At 44.9% G+C, this 17,975-nt stretch carries 12 protein-coding genes; 5 read left to right on the top strand and 7 right to left on the bottom strand.

The window, feature by feature from the left end:
* Positions 1-37: 37 nt before the first annotated feature.
* Positions 38-1,819, bottom strand: coding sequence for a ShlB/FhaC/HecB family hemolysin secretion/activation protein (locus ACJJIO_RS11375; protein ID WP_444908536.1), 1,782 nt, complete (start codon positions 1,817-1,819; stop codon positions 38-40).
* Positions 1,820-2,095: 276 nt separating this feature from the next.
* Entirely contained in the window at positions 2,096-4,714 is a 2,619-nt protein-coding gene (locus ACJJIO_RS11370; protein ID WP_444908535.1) for a bifunctional serine/threonine-protein kinase/formylglycine-generating enzyme family protein, read from the bottom strand.
* Between the two features lie 590 nt (positions 4,715-5,304).
* Between ACJJIO_RS11370 and ACJJIO_RS11365 the strand changes: the two genes are divergently transcribed.
* The 5 genes from ACJJIO_RS11365 to ACJJIO_RS11345 all read left to right on the top strand — a co-directional run bounded on the left by ACJJIO_RS11365 (position 5,305) and on the right by ACJJIO_RS11345 (position 10,026).
* On the top strand, positions 5,305-5,793 hold the full coding sequence (locus ACJJIO_RS11365) for an Hcp family type VI secretion system effector (RefSeq protein ID WP_252084237.1): 489 nt from the start codon (positions 5,305-5,307) through the stop codon (positions 5,791-5,793).
* A 156-nt stretch (positions 5,794-5,949) separates the two neighbouring features.
* Positions 5,950-7,857, top strand: coding sequence for a type VI secretion system Vgr family protein (locus tag ACJJIO_RS11360; RefSeq protein WP_444908534.1), 1,908 nt, complete (start codon positions 5,950-5,952; stop codon positions 7,855-7,857).
* A 16-nt stretch (positions 7,858-7,873) separates the two neighbouring features.
* On the top strand, positions 7,874-8,452 hold the full coding sequence (locus ACJJIO_RS11355) for a DUF6931 family protein (protein ID WP_444883486.1): 579 nt from the start codon (positions 7,874-7,876) through the stop codon (positions 8,450-8,452).
* A 3-nt stretch (positions 8,453-8,455) separates the two neighbouring features.
* Positions 8,456-8,749 carry a PAAR domain-containing contractile injection system baseplate protein gene (locus tag ACJJIO_RS11350; protein WP_152450772.1) on the top strand — a complete coding sequence of 98 codons (294 nt, stop codon included), beginning with the start codon at positions 8,456-8,458 and terminating at the stop codon, positions 8,747-8,749.
* A 395-nt stretch (positions 8,750-9,144) separates the two neighbouring features.
* Positions 9,145-10,026, top strand: coding sequence for a hypothetical protein (locus ACJJIO_RS11345; RefSeq protein WP_444883485.1), 882 nt, complete (start codon positions 9,145-9,147; stop codon positions 10,024-10,026).
* 263 nt (positions 10,027-10,289) lie between these two features.
* Here the strand turns inward: ACJJIO_RS11345 and tssH are convergent, their stop codons facing one another.
* Genes tssH through tssC form a run of 5 tightly spaced genes read right to left on the bottom strand, consistent with a single transcriptional unit; the run spans position 10,290 to position 17,974 of the window.
* Entirely contained in the window at positions 10,290-12,953 is a 2,664-nt protein-coding gene (tssH, locus tag ACJJIO_RS11340; RefSeq protein ID WP_444903669.1) for a type VI secretion system ATPase TssH, read from the bottom strand.
* Positions 12,954-12,992: 39 nt separating this feature from the next.
* On the bottom strand, positions 12,993-14,123 hold the full coding sequence (tssG, locus tag ACJJIO_RS11335) for a type VI secretion system baseplate subunit TssG (RefSeq protein ID WP_252084232.1): 1,131 nt from the start codon (positions 14,121-14,123) through the stop codon (positions 12,993-12,995).
* Positions 14,087-15,916 (bottom strand): type VI secretion system baseplate subunit TssF, encoded by a 1,830-nt coding sequence (gene tssF / locus ACJJIO_RS11330; RefSeq protein WP_444887812.1) that lies wholly within the window; start codon positions 15,914-15,916, stop codon positions 14,087-14,089. The genes tssG and tssF overlap by 37 nt, the downstream gene beginning before the upstream one ends.
* Positions 15,916-16,389, bottom strand: a complete 474-nt coding sequence (gene tssE, locus ACJJIO_RS11325; RefSeq protein WP_252084230.1) for a type VI secretion system baseplate subunit TssE — start codon at positions 16,387-16,389, stop codon at positions 15,916-15,918. The genes tssF and tssE overlap by 1 nt, the downstream gene beginning before the upstream one ends.
* A 4-nt stretch (positions 16,390-16,393) precedes the next feature.
* A complete protein-coding gene (tssC, locus tag ACJJIO_RS11320; RefSeq protein WP_444908533.1) occupies positions 16,394-17,974 on the bottom strand; it encodes a type VI secretion system contractile sheath large subunit in 1,581 nt (526 codons plus the stop codon).
* Between the last annotated feature and the right edge of the window lies 1 nt (position 17,975).

The raw sequence follows: 17,975 nt of genomic DNA, 5'->3' as shown, positions 1-17,975 counted from the left end.
TCAGGTCAGCTTCAGCTATCGATGATATTCTGAATTATTAGTTATAAAAAATGGAAAAATCGGCATAGACCATAGGCTGATCTATATCTTCACCAGTACCTTCGATGGAAGAGGCTTTTTCAATAGGCCAACCGACTGATACTTTGCTGGAGAAGAATTCGTTCCAGGTAAACTTGAACAGTAGGCCACCTCCGGCAAGCCTGGCCCAGTCATCCTCTTTCCCTGATTTATAGTTATTCACAATGCCGTAACCCACATCGGCAAATAACGCAATTTGCATCATATCGTTTAGGCGCTGACCAAATAAGATAGGGTTCACCACTTCGGGGAAACTGGGATACCATTCGGCAGATAAAAGTCCGGCCCTATCAGCAGAAAAGTCTCGTACATCAAAGGCTCTAACTCCATTAGCGCCCCCCAAGGACATCTGCTCAAACGCAGGCAGAGGATTATCGCTTTGCTGTATACGGCTTTTAATTATTAGGCGAGACTGATCATTAGTGAACGGCATTGGCAAAAATAGTAGTGAATTACTATTTAAAGACACCTTGCTAAAACTATCACCGCGGGGCACTTGCAAATTCTCTTTCAGCTCCCTCTGATGCTCACCATATTGTACTCTGGCACTCAAAATATTTAGCATTGAAATCGAACCACTGGATAGGTGGTCCATATAAAAACCTAGTTCGCCGCCGTATACATGATCACCGGGTTCATCGAATGCTTTAATTGCCCGTAAGTTTGACTTTTTCTCAGTGAGCCCAAATGAGCCCGTCAAATTGAAACTTCTAGAGCGACGAAATTTATGATCCACCGTTAATGCGTAACTGCTATTATCGCCATGAATATCCAGTAAATTCAGGGTGTCATCTGGGTCTTTGACGTTACGTAATACAAAGTCGTTGTAATCTGCAGAGAACTGAAGCCTAGTGCGCGGTCCAAATAGTGGAAGGCTGTACCTTAACTGGCCAAGATCGGAACCAAAATCAGAATCAAAATCGGAAACATTAGTCGATTTCAAATAGCCAATGGTAAGTGCATCTCCAATACCCAGAGGATTCAACCAGTCTATGGTCGTATAAAATCTCTGGTCACCTGTATACTCCGATCCATGGTTGTCTACCCTAAATGAGGTTTTCCAGCTAGTGGCATCCCGTACTTTCAAGTTCAGCTTAGTTTCACCAGGATTTTCACCTGCACTAAAATAGCCGGTAACATTTAAGCCTGGCAAATCATTTAGAAGGTAAAGACCCTCTTCTATATTATCGTGATTAACTAGCTTACCTTTTTGTTTCTCAAAGGGCTTAGCCAGCTGTTCCAGAGCGTATTCTTTATTATCCTCAGCAGCGACCTGCCCCAACAATCCCTCTTGAACCGTCAGAGTTACAACGCCATCCTCAACATCTTGGGCAGGAATTTGTACCTGAGCGAGAAAAAGTCCTTGGCGACGATAAAAATTAGTCAGTTCCGCAGCAATTTCTTCCAGATCAGCGTAACTCAAACCACGCTCTTTATTCTGCTTCTCAATGACACTGACGAGTTTTTTGAGTTCAGCAGGTCCCAAACCACCTGGATTAAATTGGGCTTGCATATTACCCAATAAAACTGCTAACTCCTCTAGGTTATCAACCGTATAACCACTAGCGAGGATTTTATCCTCTTTCATAAATTTGACGCGAAGCTTTTCTGCCATCTCTTCGACAATTTCGCGTTCAATACCAAACTCTGGGTATTCTTCTAACCTGTGAAATTTAAACTCTTTTACAGTAATTCTTGGGCCTTGATTACGTTGAGAGATATCTGGAATCTCAGTATTCAAATTTGGATCTTCCGCTTCATAGGTGCGCTGCAGGAAGTCCTTGGTTACGTCCGCCTCATTAACTGTTGGCGTATCCTGGTCAAAGGCCTGCTTTACACGACTGCGAAAACTGGAACCCTCGTCTTGAGCATAAACAGGCAAATTTGATAGCAGGAAGCCTGCGCCCACAAATAGCGCCAGCTTACTTTTTCCAAGCCCAAGCATAACTCCCCCAAATTACTCATATTTACATGGCCGAATCCAGCCTTCACATGGCTAGAAACGGCGAATTTTTTATTAATTCACATCTCTAACGATGCGAAAGCCTGTTAATTCATCTGCGAGTCCTGCATGCAACCTTTTGGATGTAGCGAGACAACGGCTCATGGGGTCTTGTCGATTACCGCCAAGCGCAAGTAACTCCCCATCAGTACCTTTCGCCCACTCTTGAACATTGCCCACAGCATTCACTAGGCCAAATCTGTTTGTCGATCCGTCCTGGGCTGGTATCAACTCGACCCCTTTCTCAATACCGCCATACTTTAAATGGCAGTTGCGATCTGCAACTTCTTCCTCGCCATTAGCACTGGCAGCCGCAAACCACTCTTGCTCTGATGGGAGGCGATAACGGTACCCCGTCTCATCGGATAACCAGCTGATATACGCTTCTGCGTCTTGAAGAGTTAAGTTGTTGGCTGGCAGATCGCCCGCAGCGATATCAATGGCTGCACATTGTTTGGTTGCACTACAATAGTGCTCGAGGTCTCGGTTACTTACTTCATACTTTCCAACTGCCAAGGGCCGACCACTCACACCTCGAACCACTACCATTGCAGGCCCCTTGGTACCATCCGCAAGACGGTCGCGACAGCTGTAGCGGTCTCCTCTGCCACCGCTACCTGGGATTAGGTGACCACAAAAATCCAGCTTGAATTCTTTGAGGGGCTGATAACCGGGCAGGAGCGCCCTGAACTCATCGACTAGAGCCTCTGTCCTTAGTGGGTCTTCAGCACCCAATTTGGTGGCACAGTTATTAAGCTCTTCACCAACAACCGGACGAATCTGTCTGGCTTTAACACTATCTAGCCCTGCCAGCTGAGATAACTGCGCTCCCACAGCGGCGACATTCATATCAAAGCCACAGGTTAGTGTGGATTCCATATTGGCCAGAACAGTGTCGATTTGCCTGTTTTTAATAGAGGCTAAGCGTCGGCGCTCAGCGCGTTCTTCCGCAAGACGAATGCGCTCAGCCTCACGCTCTGCCTCTAGGCGCTCAGCCTCCAAGCGAGTTCGCAGGTTCTCTCTATCCGTAGCCAGCTGGGATTTGATCGCAACAGCTTGGCTGGATACGCCATACCAGCTGGCAGCGCTTTCCAGCATGGAATCCGCTTGATCCAAATTACCCAGGTTTAACTGACCGGTAGCCGCGGCGAGAAACAGCTCCGAAATTTCACGGCGTTTATTATCGAGAAATTCTTCATCGCTGGGGTTAAGCTCAGAATACTCATGAAGCTCCAAGCGAAGGTCCTTTTCCCAGGCTGGAGTAAGGATACTCAGTGACACCAAACGATTAATTGCTTCTTTTTTATCACTGATTCGCCGCTGTAGTAGCTCTTCCTGGAGCTTCTTTTCAAGCTCAATCTTTACTCTTTCTTGCTCAGCCGTATTCTGCTGTTCCAAGTGGCTATAGCCGACCCCAGCACCTACAAGCACCATGGTGAAAGCCCCACCCAATACCCACTTCCAGGTATTGCTGACAAAAAACGCCTGAACAAATTTTTCTACGGTATCAGTACGATCTTCTCGTTTTAGCTGCAGAGCGGCTTCAAGGGCACGCCACTCCCGTCGATTTAACCCCCTAATACGTTTCGGGCGTAGCTTCTTTTCTAAGGCCTTATCAGCGGGAACCTTGTCATAAGGATGTCGGCCACAAAATAGCTCGTAGGCCACACAGCCGAGGGCATAGACATCATCAGATGGAGCGGGCTCACCCCCTTTCAGCATCTCGTAACTGGCATAGGCGGGCGTCAAAGCTCCCAGACTGCCAGCATCAAAAACCGTAGTCTCGCCAGTTTTATTGGCGATCCCCCCTTCAGATACGGCTCGAGCAATACCGAAGTCAAAAACCTTCGCACCTTTCTTACTGGTAACAAAGATATTGCCAGGCTTAAAGTCGGAATGGACGATCTTATGGGAATGGGCGTAAATGAGGGCCTGGGAAATATCAGAAAAAACAGCGCGCGCCTTTTCGGGTTCCAGCCCAACATCCGCATGCTCTCGCAGGAGTTTGTCAAGCGGTGCACCCTCGAGAAACTCCATGGTCATAAAGACCCGATCACCATCGCGGTCAAAATCGTAAACCGTTACGATGTTGGGGTGAGCCAGCGTTTGTGACTTACGCGCTTCCCGTTGTAAGGAAATAAAGGCATCAGGATGTTTCTGGAAATCATCATTTAACAGCTTGATTGCTACATAAGGCTCGCTGTCATTCGCTTCCAGCTTACGGCGATCAAGTGCCTTATAAACAGCTCCCATACCGCCAACCCCAAGGAGCTTATCTAGCTCAAATCGCCCCTTGATCACTGTTTTGGTTACAGCGCCAGATGGCAACGGCTCAAAAGAGTCAGAAGTATCAATAGGGTTTGCAGAAATTCCACCAGAAAGTTGGCCCGGCTCTTTCTTTTGGCCGGTATTCTTTCGAGGTGCAGGGCTAAAAACTGTTGCATCTGGATTAAACCCAGATGCAGCAGAGGGCAGTATTGCCTGCGCACCCCGCACCGGAGGGTGATCATTTTTCCCAGTGGAGTCCTGATTAACAACGACGGTTACGTCGCCATCATCTGTCAGTCCCTTTTTAGATTGATCCGGTCCGGGCAGATTGCCGTTCGGCCGAACAACACGTGTCTTATCGTTCAATTCCGCCTCCATGGGAAAGCTTTTCGACACATCCAAAGACCGTAACAAAATATTGCTACGGGCAGGTTGTCAAGCTAAATAAGGGGCAAAGTATATCGAACAGCCTTTTAGGCAACAATGAACAGGTAAGCAAATATATTTGACTATATACCGTTTTGAAAAAACTACTCGACAATTACAGACTCAGAAGAGAAACTGATACTGAAGACAAATAATTACACCTTCTTACAAGCTCACCTGACAAAAGAAAATCCCTAACTTAAAATATTTTATTAACGTGATTCCGTTAACAATTCTTAATATTTTTTCCTCAAATACTCATTTTTTTGACATCAAGCTTTTCTGTTCAATAGAAAATTAATTAGTGTCAGAGTCGAATAAGCGCAGACGGCATACCTCCAGCAATCAATATACTCCCCTGGATAATTAGTGCCAGAGTCGATTTTATAAGCTGAAATTTCGGTTTTTTTTTGTATTTCACTCTGTTTAAATCACCTCAGTTGTCATTGCGACACCATCTGAGTTACCGCACTAATTCGGTAGCAAGGAACTAACCACCAATATCTCAAGCCAACAAAGAGGGATTTCCCATGGCTATTTACATGAACTTCAACAGCCTCGCCACTAAGGGTAACGTTACTGCCAAGGGCTACGAAGACTGGATCGAAGTTGACAGCTTCAACTTTGGTGTTGGTCGCGGTATCACTATGGAAGCCGGCGCTACCTCCAACCGTGAAGCTTCTCGTCCGAGCCTGAGCGAAGTTACCTTCACCAAGCGTATTGACGCTGCATCTGGTGGCCTGTTTAAGGCTTCCGTAACTGGTGACGAAGGCGTACCTGTTGAGATCCACGTTGTACAAACTGGCGCTAACTCTGTAGAAAAGTACGCTGTGTATAAGCTAGAAAACGTACTGATCTCCTCTTACAGCATCGGTGCTTCTGCTGGCGGCGCACCTCAGGAATCCATCTCCCTTAGCTTTGCCAAGATTGAGGCTGACCTCAATCACGCTGACAAATCCAACAAGAACCCCAAAAACATGCGTGTTGGATACGACCTCACTACCGCTACTCCGCTGTAATAGGTCTATACCCTTTTGGGATAAGATGGCCTGCAGAATCTCTGCGGGCTGTCTACAGGTCTTTAGCTGAATGCTCATTGAGTATTCAGCTAAAGATCTGCAAATCTGCTAGTTTCTCATTTCTTTCAGGCACCGTAGGGATAGTTGGGGCTGCCCATGGCTACACTCAATCAAGATAAAAGAATGATTACGGTCGATAGCCCGGTTGGCACAGATGCGCTAATTGCTACGACCCTGCAAGGCGAAGAGCATATATCTAAGCTTTTCCGCTATGAAGTGCAATTGCTTTCTGATGACCATGCTATTGAACAAAAGGATATTGTTGGCAAACCGGTAACAGTTTCCATTCACCACTCTGAAACACCTCGCCATATCAATGGTTACGTTACCCAGTTCTCTCTACATGATGTTAATGCTGAGGGTGTACGTAGTTATAGCGCCATTTTGCAACCGGGTCTGTGGTTTACCAGTTTGGCCGGCAGCAACCGAGTCTTTGAAAACAAATCTGCCAAGCAGATTCTAGAAGAGGTTCTGGGAGAATATAGCCGGGTAATAAAACTCACGTTAAAGTTAAATGCTGAGTACATTACCCGTGAATATTGTGTTCAGTTTGACGAGAGCGACTTTGATTTTATCAATCGCCTGATGGCTGAAGAAGGCATATCCTACTATTTCAAGCATTCCACAGGACAGCACGAACTCGTTCTTTGCGATGATTCTCAAGACTTTTATGATTGTGAAAGCGCTGACATTGAGTATGACGGTGGAGGCAGCCATCCAACCAAAAATACCGTAAGTAGCTGGAGAAGAAACTTCAACTATCACGGTGGTGGGTTTGAGCTTAAAGATTATAGCGAGTACACAGCAACTAAAGACAACAAGCAGCAGGTAAAAACGACCAGCCAGCTTAATGATGTTGCGAATTATATGCGCGGCCTCTATGGCTTAAACCATTTCCAGGTTGATGGTGAGCACAAGCACAAATTTACAGACAGCTATCACAAAGCACTTGCCGAACGAGCAATGGAAGCGCAAGAAGCACTTTTTGATGTAAGCCACGGTCGCAGTGATTGCCCTTCCTTTACTGCAGGCGGTCGTTTCAATTTCGATCACTCATTATCTTCTGAAAAGGGCAAATATCTTATTACCTCAGTGCATACTTCTGCAGCAGATGGAAATGGTATTGATACCCACTTCCACAACACCTTTAGCTGTATACCTTCTACGGTAATGCCACGCCCACAGCCCAATGTATGTGCGAAAAAAATCCATTCACCACAGGTAGCACGAGTTTTAGAGGTCAAGGCCACAGCTTCAGACAGCTCACAGGATCCCTATACACAGCTCAAAGTTAAATTCCCCTGGAATTCTCAACAGAACAGCTGTTGGGTAAGGGTAATGCAGTCCTTTGCCGGTAAGAACTGGGGCGCGAATTTTGTTCCAAGAGTTAACCAAGAAGTCGTTGTTACCTATATCAATGGCGATCCGGATCGGCCATTGATTACCGGGGCGGTTTATAACGGTGACAACCCTGGGCCCAACTACACAGCGACCCAAAGTGGCTGGAAAACCGAGTATGAAGGTAGCACTTTCAATGAGCTTAGGTTTGATGACAAGGGTGGCAATGAAGAAATTTATATGGAAGCTGGCAAGGATCATAACTTTGTGATCCATAACGATCAAACCGGCAAAATTGAAAACCAGCAAACACTAGAAATCAAACAGGATCGTAGTGTTACCGTCACGGATGGTAGCGAAGTTATCACCATTGCCAAAGGGGACCAAAAACTCAATGTCAATAAGGGCAACCAGGTTGTCACTATCGGTTCAGGCAACCATACCCTTAAGGTGAGTAAAGGCACCCAAACAACCGATGCTATGGGGGCAATCAAGATATCCTCCAAGGCTTCAATTGAGTTAAAGGTTGGTGGCAGCAGTATCAAGCTAACGCCGGCAGGTATTACCATCAAAGGAACAATGCTCTCCTGCAAAGGAGACGCGACGGCTGAAGTTAAGGGCGGTGGTATGCTTACCTTAAAAGGTGGCGTTACCATGATCAATTGATGGGATTAAACAGCAGATGACCGACCTGATCAAAGTACAAGCGTTAACTGCAGCTGAGCTCCTTAAGAATTTTGAGGTTAGCGAGGAGGCGGAAGAGCATCTGGTGCCAGATACCGCACCTGAAGTTAGCATTAATCAACTGATAGAAGCTGGCCTCTATCCGGATGCAATAAAACTACTAGCCCACGGACTGCCAAAACGAGAAGCGGTATGGTGGGCCTGCCTTGCGGCACGCGATATACAAAGTCCTGAGACTGACGAAGACAACGTTAGTGCATTGATCGCAGCAGAAACCTGGGCTAAAAAACCCAATGAGGAGTCGCGATTAAATTGTAAAACACTGGGTGATAAAACCAAACACAAGACGCCCGCAAGCTGGGCAGCAACCGCTGCAAGCTGGTGTCACGGCAGCCTCGCAGCCGAAGGCGAGCCTGTGGTTGAACCGCCAGAACACCTCTATGCGCACGCAGTGGCTGGCAGTATTACATTAGCAGCAGTCTTATCTGACCCAGTAGACCCCGCCAAACGCTTTGACCGCTATATGAAACAGGGTCTGGATCTGGCCCGCGGCGGCAATGGAAGAGTGAAGGATTAAATTATGGGCAAGCCAGCTTCACGTATCACCGATATGCATGTATGCCCCATGGTTACTGGTACGGTACCTCATGTAGGCGGCCCTATTCTCAGCCCAGGTGCTCCAACAGTAATCATCGGCGGCATGCCATCCGCAACTGTTGGCAGCACTTGTACTTGTGTGGGACCACCAGATACTGTTGCTATGGGTAGCACTACCGTAATGCTACAAAAAAAACCAGCTGCCCGTATGGGGGATACAACTGGACATGGAGGGAAGATTGTTATTGGGTGTCCAACAGTATTAATTGGTGGTTAACCACTCACAGTGGCCTTTGCTTAACTTAAATAAGAGCAAAAAAAGAATTTAAGGGACAATAAATTTACTTAATAACCCTTATAAGACAAACTCTGTTTGTCATGACGCACCAATTAGCAGTATAAATTAAAAAAATTAGAAAAGACCATAAAAGCCAAAAATATAATACAACTCAACTAAGAATAAGGTCTTTTATGTCTAACTTGCTCCAAAAATATCTCGATTAGTTTTTCGCATTTTATTATCTTTTACTTCGAGAAGAACTGCTTAGTCAACTACAAATACATACCTTCATGCCCAAAAATGAAAATCTACTGGCTGCCAACAAACTTTCCTATTGAAGTAAATAAGAGCCATAGCTTTATGACAATCAACAACCATAAAAGGAGGATTTTATGGGACTTTGTATTGATTCAACCAATGTTGCATTTATTAATCAAGTTAGAAACGCTTTAACTGTTCTTCTTGGGCAAGCCAATGCCCTAGCATATTCTGCAGAAAAATATCACTTCGGTGCTCGTACGGTTACCCGAATTACACGGGGTGTTGGTATGACCAATGCACTCTTACAGCTACCTCAAAGTGCAACCCTTGTTTCTCGGATTATTGCCAGCCCACATGATACAAGAATAACTGAAAGTGCGGGATTAGCGGCAGTTCCAGATAAGTGGTTAAAAGATAGGGTATGGAGTAACTTTAAGTATTACGTCCCACTGGTTAAACACGATCAAGGTTTCATGGGAAAAGTAATGAGCGCAGGAGCCAGTGCATGTGTCCACTGGAATAACACAGTTCAGACTACCACAAACCTCAATCAAAATGGCACTGTGACTGATGGCGGTGCTTGCCCTATTTTTATCACGTTGGCACATGAGCTCGGCCACGCTGATCGAATAAATCGTGGAGTTTATTTAAGTGGCGCAACTGAAATTACTTGCTTAGTAGATGAGCGTCAAAACATGCTACATAATGTTCAAGTAACTCAACCATCACGATTCTTTAGGGCTCGCGTAAATACTGGCGGGGCAAGCATTAGAATTCCAGATCTCAATAGAACCGTCAACAACCCAAATAATGTTATTACTACGAGAACCCAAGGCTGGATTTGGGTAACAACTGAAAGAATTTTACTTGAAGAGCTAGCTAATGTAGGGGGCCTAAGCGATGACAACAATGTTCTCCCTAATGACCCACTGACAATTTCAGAAAATACTATTCGTGTTGAACATGGTATAGCTAGACGAAGAAAATATGGCAGCATTGGACAGGTGAATTAATCTATCGCACAAAGTAAAAAACCTTAGGCACCCCTTCAAACATAGAAAAATGCACTAAATTCCCCAGCAAGAAAATTATTTGAATAACCCATATAGCTTATGAAGCTTCACTTGTATATTTTTCAGGAATTATATCCAAACACAACGCCAAAATAGATAAAAGCCAATATAAATTAAATTAATTCACTTAGTGTTTTTTAATTAAGGTATTGGATACATCATGAATAGCCCAGGAGTTTAGCACTACTGGGCTAATTTCCAGATTATTCTACTTTATAGGCGAAATCACCCTCTTCAGTCGCAGACACTTTAATTGCCTTAACCTCTTCACCTTTCGCCATTTTATCCAAACATTCACTGGCCAATTCTGGTAATAAAGTTTTATTTAGAATTACCTCAATGTTGCGGGCTCCAGTATCTGCTTCATGGCAACGCGCCACAATATTGATAAGTACATCCTCATCATATGAGAAAGAAGCGCCATAGTGTTCACGAACACGCTTCTCAATCTTACGCATATTGATTTTACAAATTTCAACCAGATTCTCGTCATCCAGTGGATAGTAGGCAACAACATTAGCACGGCCAAGAAACGCTGGTTTGAACTTCTGTAGTAATTGGGGACGTATATTATCTAGCAGTACATCTGGTTCTGGCTTTTTCTCTACCTGGCTGAATATAGCCCTAATAGCATCCTCACCAGCGTTAGAGGTCATAATGATAACGGTATTTTTAAAGTCGATATCACGACCTTCACCATCTTTGATGGTACCTTTATCGAACAGGTTGTAGAAAATATCCTGTACGCCGGGATGGGCCTTCTCCATCTCATCCAGTAGGATTACGGAGTAAGGTTTACGCCTAGCAGCTTCGGTTAGAACTCCTCCTTCCCCATACCCTACATATCCGGGAGGAGACCCTAGCAGCATAGATACTTTGTGTTCCTCTTTAAATTCGGCCATGTTTATCGTAGTGATGTTTTGCTCACCACCAAACAACTCATCGGCTAAAGCCAATGCAGTCTCAGTTTTACCTACGCCACTAGTGCCGCAAAACATAAATACACCAACTGGCTTGCGTGGATCAGTCAATCCTGCCCGTGAAGTACGAATTGCCTGAGCAACAGCCTCAATCGCATGGGGTTGACCAATCACACGCTTGTTCAGGCGCCCAGCCAGAGTTTTCACAGCTACGATTTCATCACTGACCATTTTCCCAACAGGAATACCTGTCCAGTTGGCAACCACCGCAGCGATAGCCTGCTCATCAACAGATGGCTGCATCAAAGGTGTATCACCTTGTATTACCTCAAGCTCTGCAGACAGGCTTTTCAATTGTTGCTGATAGTCAGCTAAAAGCGCTGAATCGGGCTCCAGATTTTCACTCTTTCCTTTCATAAATTCGGAGTCAATTTGATCTCGAATTTTTTGTATCTGTTCAATCAGCTCATTTTCTTGAACAAGCTGTTGTTTTAATGAGGATAATCTCTGCTCTTCAGTCAGCTTGAATTCTTTCAGTTCTGTCAGCTGTTCTTCGTGCTCACCCATCGCTGCATTTTCACGTTCCAACTTGGCAAGCGTTGTGTTAGTCCGCTCAATATTAATTTGAGCATCTTCAATAGCGCCAGGAGTAGCTGATTGGCTCAGGGCCACGCGGGCACAGGCGGTGTCCAGCAAGCTTACAGATTTATCAGGTAGTTGACGCCCAGGGATATAGCGGTGGGATAACTTAACCGAAGCAATAACTGCCTCGTCAAGTATGCGTACTTTATGGTGTGCTTCAAGAGTAGTGGCAATTCCACGCATCATATCAATGGCATTTGCTTCACTGGGCTCTTCAACTTTTACAACCTGAAAACGCCGAGTCAGAGCAGGGTCCCGCTCAAAGTATTTCTTATATTCAGCCCAGGTCGTGGCTGCCAATGTTCTCAGCTCACCTCGTGCTAAAGCGGGTTTAAGTAAGTTGGCCGCATCTCCCTGCCCCTCCTTGCCTCCTGCACCAATCATGGTGTGAGCTTCATCAATAAACAAAATAATAGGCGTTGGGGAGGATTTGACCTCTTGAATCACAGATTTAAGACGATTCTCAAACTCGCCCTTTACGCTAGCACCGGCCTGAAGTAAGCCCAGGTCCAGCGTCCGAACTGCTACACCACGTAGAGGCTCAGGTACATCTCCACTGGCAATTCGTAAAGCAAAGCCTTCAACTACGGCTGTTTTACCAACACCTGCCTCACCAGTGAGAATCGGGTTGTTTTGTCGACGACGAGTGAGGATATCAATACACTGCCGAATCTCTTCATCTCTGCCTAGAACTGGGTCAATCTCCCCCTTCTTCGCTCTTTCAGTCAGGTTGACGGTATACTTATCGAGAGCTGGCGCTTTACTAGCGGCGGCCGCTACGGCAGCAGCGCCATCATCAGTTGCGCAGGCAGCACCAATATGACTCGACTCACCACTTTGCCCAAACATCGCCCGGGCAGTTTCACGAATAGACTCAGGCGCTATATTTTTAAGCTCTGGACAAGATTCTTGAATTTGTCGACGTGAAGTCTCTTCCAACAGCAGAGCTGCGAGGAAGTGTCCAGAACTGATTGCACGGTGCCCATAGTCGATAGACGCCAGCATCCAGGCATTCTTTGCCGCTTCGACAATTGTCGGAGATAGTGCAGGAGGTCGGCTACTTCCCGAGCGGAATCCAGCTATAGAGGAGGCAAGCTGTTTAGCAAAATTTGCCGGATTACAGTCATGTTTTTCCAGTAGGTGATAAAGGTCTGTATCTGATTGATCTAATAATTTAAGCAGCCAGTGCTCAAGTTCAACATTGTATTGATTTTGAGATAAACAAAGGCCGGCTGCGCCTTCAAGAGAATCACGCATATGCGGTGTCATGGTATCAACAAGCCGCTTCAAATCGATATTTATCACAGTAAAAAGATCCTTTTAAAAATTATTGTTAATGAACAATTATGCTGCTGGCAAGGCTTCATCAGGCGACATATTTTCAGCACTTAAGGTAATCTGTATGAGTTCTGCTGATTCCTGTTCACTGGCCATATGTGTATTCCACCCTAAAAGAGGTTCATGATCAGATTTTTTGTTTAACTGAACAGGCGAAACTTGTTGCGCAGGTAAAGATACTGATAGCTCGAAGTCCAACTCAATCCCAGCACTTAGTTTGATAAAGGCTTTAAGGGATTCCAGTTTCTGAGTTCCCGGGGCAATAGTCATAAATTGTTCATAAGCCATTGGTTCGATGACTATTCGAAATTTATTTTGAGCTTGGAAACAGTGCGTACCCAGAATTGTGTTTACCCCTAGACAGTTATTTACTCCACTGGGAGCTTCATCACAAGGCAGGCGACAGAGAATGTCTTTCGGTAATTCATCCCACTGCCCCTGAAATTGCTCTATAGCGACATCCAAACCAAAGAAATGCTTAATCATGCTGGTCAGCGCAGCTGCAGAGCAACGTCCCTGCCCCAAATGGCCTGCCATGCCCAAAAGAGCTTCATCGGGAATTGGCAATCGATAGCGCATCTCGCTAGTACCCAGGCCCGCCAAAGAGGCAATCGCCTGTGTAAAAATATCTGGAACCCTTTCATTGCGTAAACGCTGGCGTTCATAGTTCACAGGCAATTGGTATTTATGCCATGCTTTATAAAGTAGCGAAGTATGACGGTGATTAAACATATCGAGAAAATCCCGAAGAGCGGTATTATTTTCTCTGAGCTCTTTTTGAACTATTTCCGTCAGGTAGTAGGGCATTACACCCTGACTCCCTATAAGACCAGTAAAGCCAACCTCCATATGCCATTGACTAACTTCTTTATCTTGTATTTCTACATTATTACTGGTCTTTTTTTCCAGACGTAAAACGTCTGAGCCAATAAAAGATAAACCGGTCTGGGCGCTGAAGCGAACCATTTCCTTCGCTGGTGGAGCCGCACTGGCAATAGGTTCATCACAAAATCCGCCATCCGCCAAAGACACAGCACGCTCCAGGATACGCACCGCCTGATAGAATTCGAAATGATAGGGCTCTCGACGCAGCCGCTCTATTACAGTAAAGCTTTTTCGCCGGCGCGAGGTGGCCATCTTTTAAGTTCTCCATCTCTGCCACTCATGGTAGCAATCAATTTAGTAAATGAATTAATAGAACAATATAAGCCAAGAAAACGTTCAATGATGCTGGCAAATAATAAAGGGCTAGTGCCAGTAAGCATCATCGAGTCGAGTTCAATTTCTACCTCAGTTCCCCGACAAAGAACGACGCTTTGATCAATCTGGATAGGAGCAGTAATGGGTTTTGTATTCAGCTTTAATAAAGATTCAATCAAATTACGAGTACTGGCTGAATCCCTAAAATCATACAGTCTGAAAATTTCTTTGAGGGCATCACATCCCTGACTTCCAGATAAGGAGAGATGATTCAAGTTCAGATGTGATATCAGCTTCCAGTAGCCTCGCTCTCTTCTCGGAGGCCTCAATGTCGCTGTTGGTGCCACAACACAGCTAATTCGTTTCGCTGGGACATCACCATCAACTACTTCAAGATAAGGTTGAGAATTGCCACTGGGTAACTTCTTAGGCAGATTCCGATTACAGCAAGTTAATTTAATATCGAGTGTTTGATCATTAATCCTGTGCGGATTGAAATCTAAATCAACGAGACTCAAATCAACTTCGGAAGCCTGCTCATTGCGATGCTCCCCTTCTATAACTTCACGACGCCGACTGAACCAAAATGCTGACTGTTCCGCGTGGTGTTGGCTATGCTTAATCCCGTAGAAAGGCCTATATTTAGTGGTTTCGCCATCACCGTCTGTGGCAGCCACCTCATCAATAGAATATATTTCCAGTCCATCGCTACGACGAGCATCTGCTATAACATGATATTCATACTGAGTATGGGTGAGCGGTATAGGATCTGCACTCTGCTTGAATAAATTAATAACAGGCGTACAGCCGAGTGCAAACATACTTGGAACCAATTGTTTTTCCAGTTCCTCATGCGTCTCTGAAAGATAAAAATACAGGTTCAATGTATCTGCATAACTATCATTCAAAGCCCCCTGTAAATTTTCAATATCCAAGAAGAGAAATTTTTCGGGGAAAGCAAAATATTCAGTAAGCAACCTGTAACCGATGAATGCTGTATCTGGATAGGGTAATAAACCTTCTTCTGCATTCATCCCGACCTGGCAAATATCCTCTGGGGATAGAAAAGTCGGTTTTGGATCACTCTCTCCATTTGCCACAACCAGCTTTACACATTTGGTTAAAAGCAGATCATAGAGGCTATACACATGTGTCGCTTGACCACGCAAGAAGAATCTTATTTTTTCGGGATTCATCTCCGCAAAGCTCAGATCAGGACTCAAAGCTTTAAGGGAGAGCTTAAGAACGGCGTTTGCTCCCTGAATCTCATTACAACCAGGAGCAATAAACGGGCGTGGCATTAAGCTTGCGCTGACCGGTTGAAACGGATTAATTTCCACCGGATAACAAGTTGTAAACCTGCAGGTTTGTCCCTGAAAGCTGTCACTTTCTAACAACGTTTTTGCATCAACCTGCGTTATTGCATCAAGGTCTGAATCCGGCTCAAATTGAACGATCGCACATGATGGAATGGGTCGTAAATAATGTGGATACAATGTTTCCAGCATTGCATCTGTAAGTTCAGGGAAATCATCACTTAGTTTTTGTTGAACCCTGGCATTCATATATGCAAAACCAGACAACAAACGCCCCACAAGCGGATCATCTACGGTATCTGCATCTAACTGCAGACGTGATGCAGCCGCAGGGTGCATACGGGCAAACTCAGCGGATGTTTGCTGAATAAATGCGAGCTCACGCTCATAGAGATCTATTAATTTTTCACTCATTACATAATCTCAGACACGTCTACCATTTGTGTTACCGGGTTTAAGGCAGAGTCAAATACGATAACCTCAGATGCAGGATTAACATGCAATACTGCTTCTACACGAAAACGTATGCTGGGATCTTCCACATCTACCTTATCTTGAGTGGTAACTTTTACAGAGCGAATTCTTGGTTCAAAATGTAAAATTGTCTTCTCAATATCCCGGCAGAATTGTTTTCGACTGTCTAATGAGGATAAATTGACAGTAGACAGATCTGGCAGACCATAATTGATATTTGACTCGTCCAAGTGCCGCAGTTCAGATGGTGGTGAAATACAGCGATAACGTGTATTAAATAAATATTCGAGGTCGCGCCTAACCCCCTCACGTAGCTGGCGTAAAATCTGATGGGATTGGTGAACATTTACTTTACTAGATGATTCAAGTAGTCGATCTAGCACTGGAGCTAACAGTCTTTTTTCTCTTGCCATAATTCTATGAACCCCCAACACCTATCGTTGCCAGAGCCGTAGTGAGCTTGAGCTCAGAGACCAAATGATCGACCGTATAGTGGCTTTTAAGATGAATTACGCTTTGATAACTACCTACTTTGCCAGGCTCATCCGCCACACGAACTCGAGCTTCACGCAGGGGGTAACGTGCCAACATTTCCCAAGATAAATCATCTCGCCCAGTAGTATACTGGTCCAACCAATGCTGAAGCTGGCGCTCACAATCAGCAGCATTCATATAGGCACCCACCTTATCCCTAATCATCACCTTGATATAGTGAGCAAAGCGTGAGGCGCAAAGAATTTGTTGCAGCATAGAACTAATACGCGCATTCGCCGTAGCTGCTTTCGATGTATATTGTTTAGCTTTCTGAAGAGAGGGCACACTATTAAAAGCACTATATGGCGTGTCATAACAGTGGCTCAAGCATGCAAAACCCAATTCTGATAGGTCCCTTTCTACAAAATCTGTAACCAGAATCGAAGTGGTCATCTTAACCATACCGGGGCGGCTGTCCGGCTTATAGGCCAGGGTGGGCAGCTGAGTCACCAATCCACCGCCAAGATGATCCCGTGCAACACCGCGAATATGGGAAAACCAACCAACTTCACTGAATTCGCGTAACAGTACTGCCCCCATAGCAAAGCAGGAATTCCCCCAAAGATATCGCCGGTTGTGAGATCCGCTAACCTGTTCCTCAAATCTCAACCCACGATATTCTGAAAACTCTAGGCTATAGGGCTCGCGCATAAGCACTTGAGGTAAAGTAATGGCTATAAAGCGACTATCCTCTAAATCTCTCAGGCTATTCCAGCGTATATATTCTTTTTGACGAAAAACCTCAGAGAAGCGAATTGGCTTGGCCAAATCATCAAAATGATCGACGCCAAAAAGTTGAGGTGTTGCAGCACAGATAAATGGCGCGAAAGCGGCGGCGGCCGTATGGGCTATGCCCTGCAGAGTAAAAATATCATCGTAAGGGTGATCTGCCATCGGCCGATGCGAGATATAATAATCTCCCATTAACAAACCAAAGGGCTCTCCACCTGGAGTACCAAATTCTTCGTTATAAACTAAATGAAAAAGTCCAGACTGATCGAAATCTGGAGCCCTCTCCATATCTTTGCTCAAGTCTTTCCAGCTGGCATCTAGCAGTTTTATCTTAATATTGTCTGAATGTGGTGTATCAAATACCAGCATTGATAGACCACGCCAACTTGCCTCTAGACGCTGAAAACGAGAGTTATGAAGAATCCGATTAACTTGATCGCATATAAGCTCATCAAGCTCAACAATAATACGACTCAAATATTGGCGAACAGAAAAATTCTCCTTTTTTGGACAAGGACATATTTCTGTTAACCAGTATTCAAAAGAGAATAGCTCGTCTGGTTCGCGTAAAAAACGCTGTAATTGACCCTGATCTCCACTCGCTAAATTTTCCGGCAAAATATCTAAATAATCTTCCGTAAATTCTTTTTTTGTTGCGCAGGGCACCGGAAAACTCCCATTAGCATTTCTGACAGCTTCAAGTAATTTAAAGCTTTGATGAAGACTTTTCAAA

This window comes from Microbulbifer mixtoriginis (SeqCode) (genome assembly GCF_052467235.1).
Note: the sequence above shows the minus strand (reverse complement) of the source record. Positions and strands in the feature narration are given on the sequence as shown.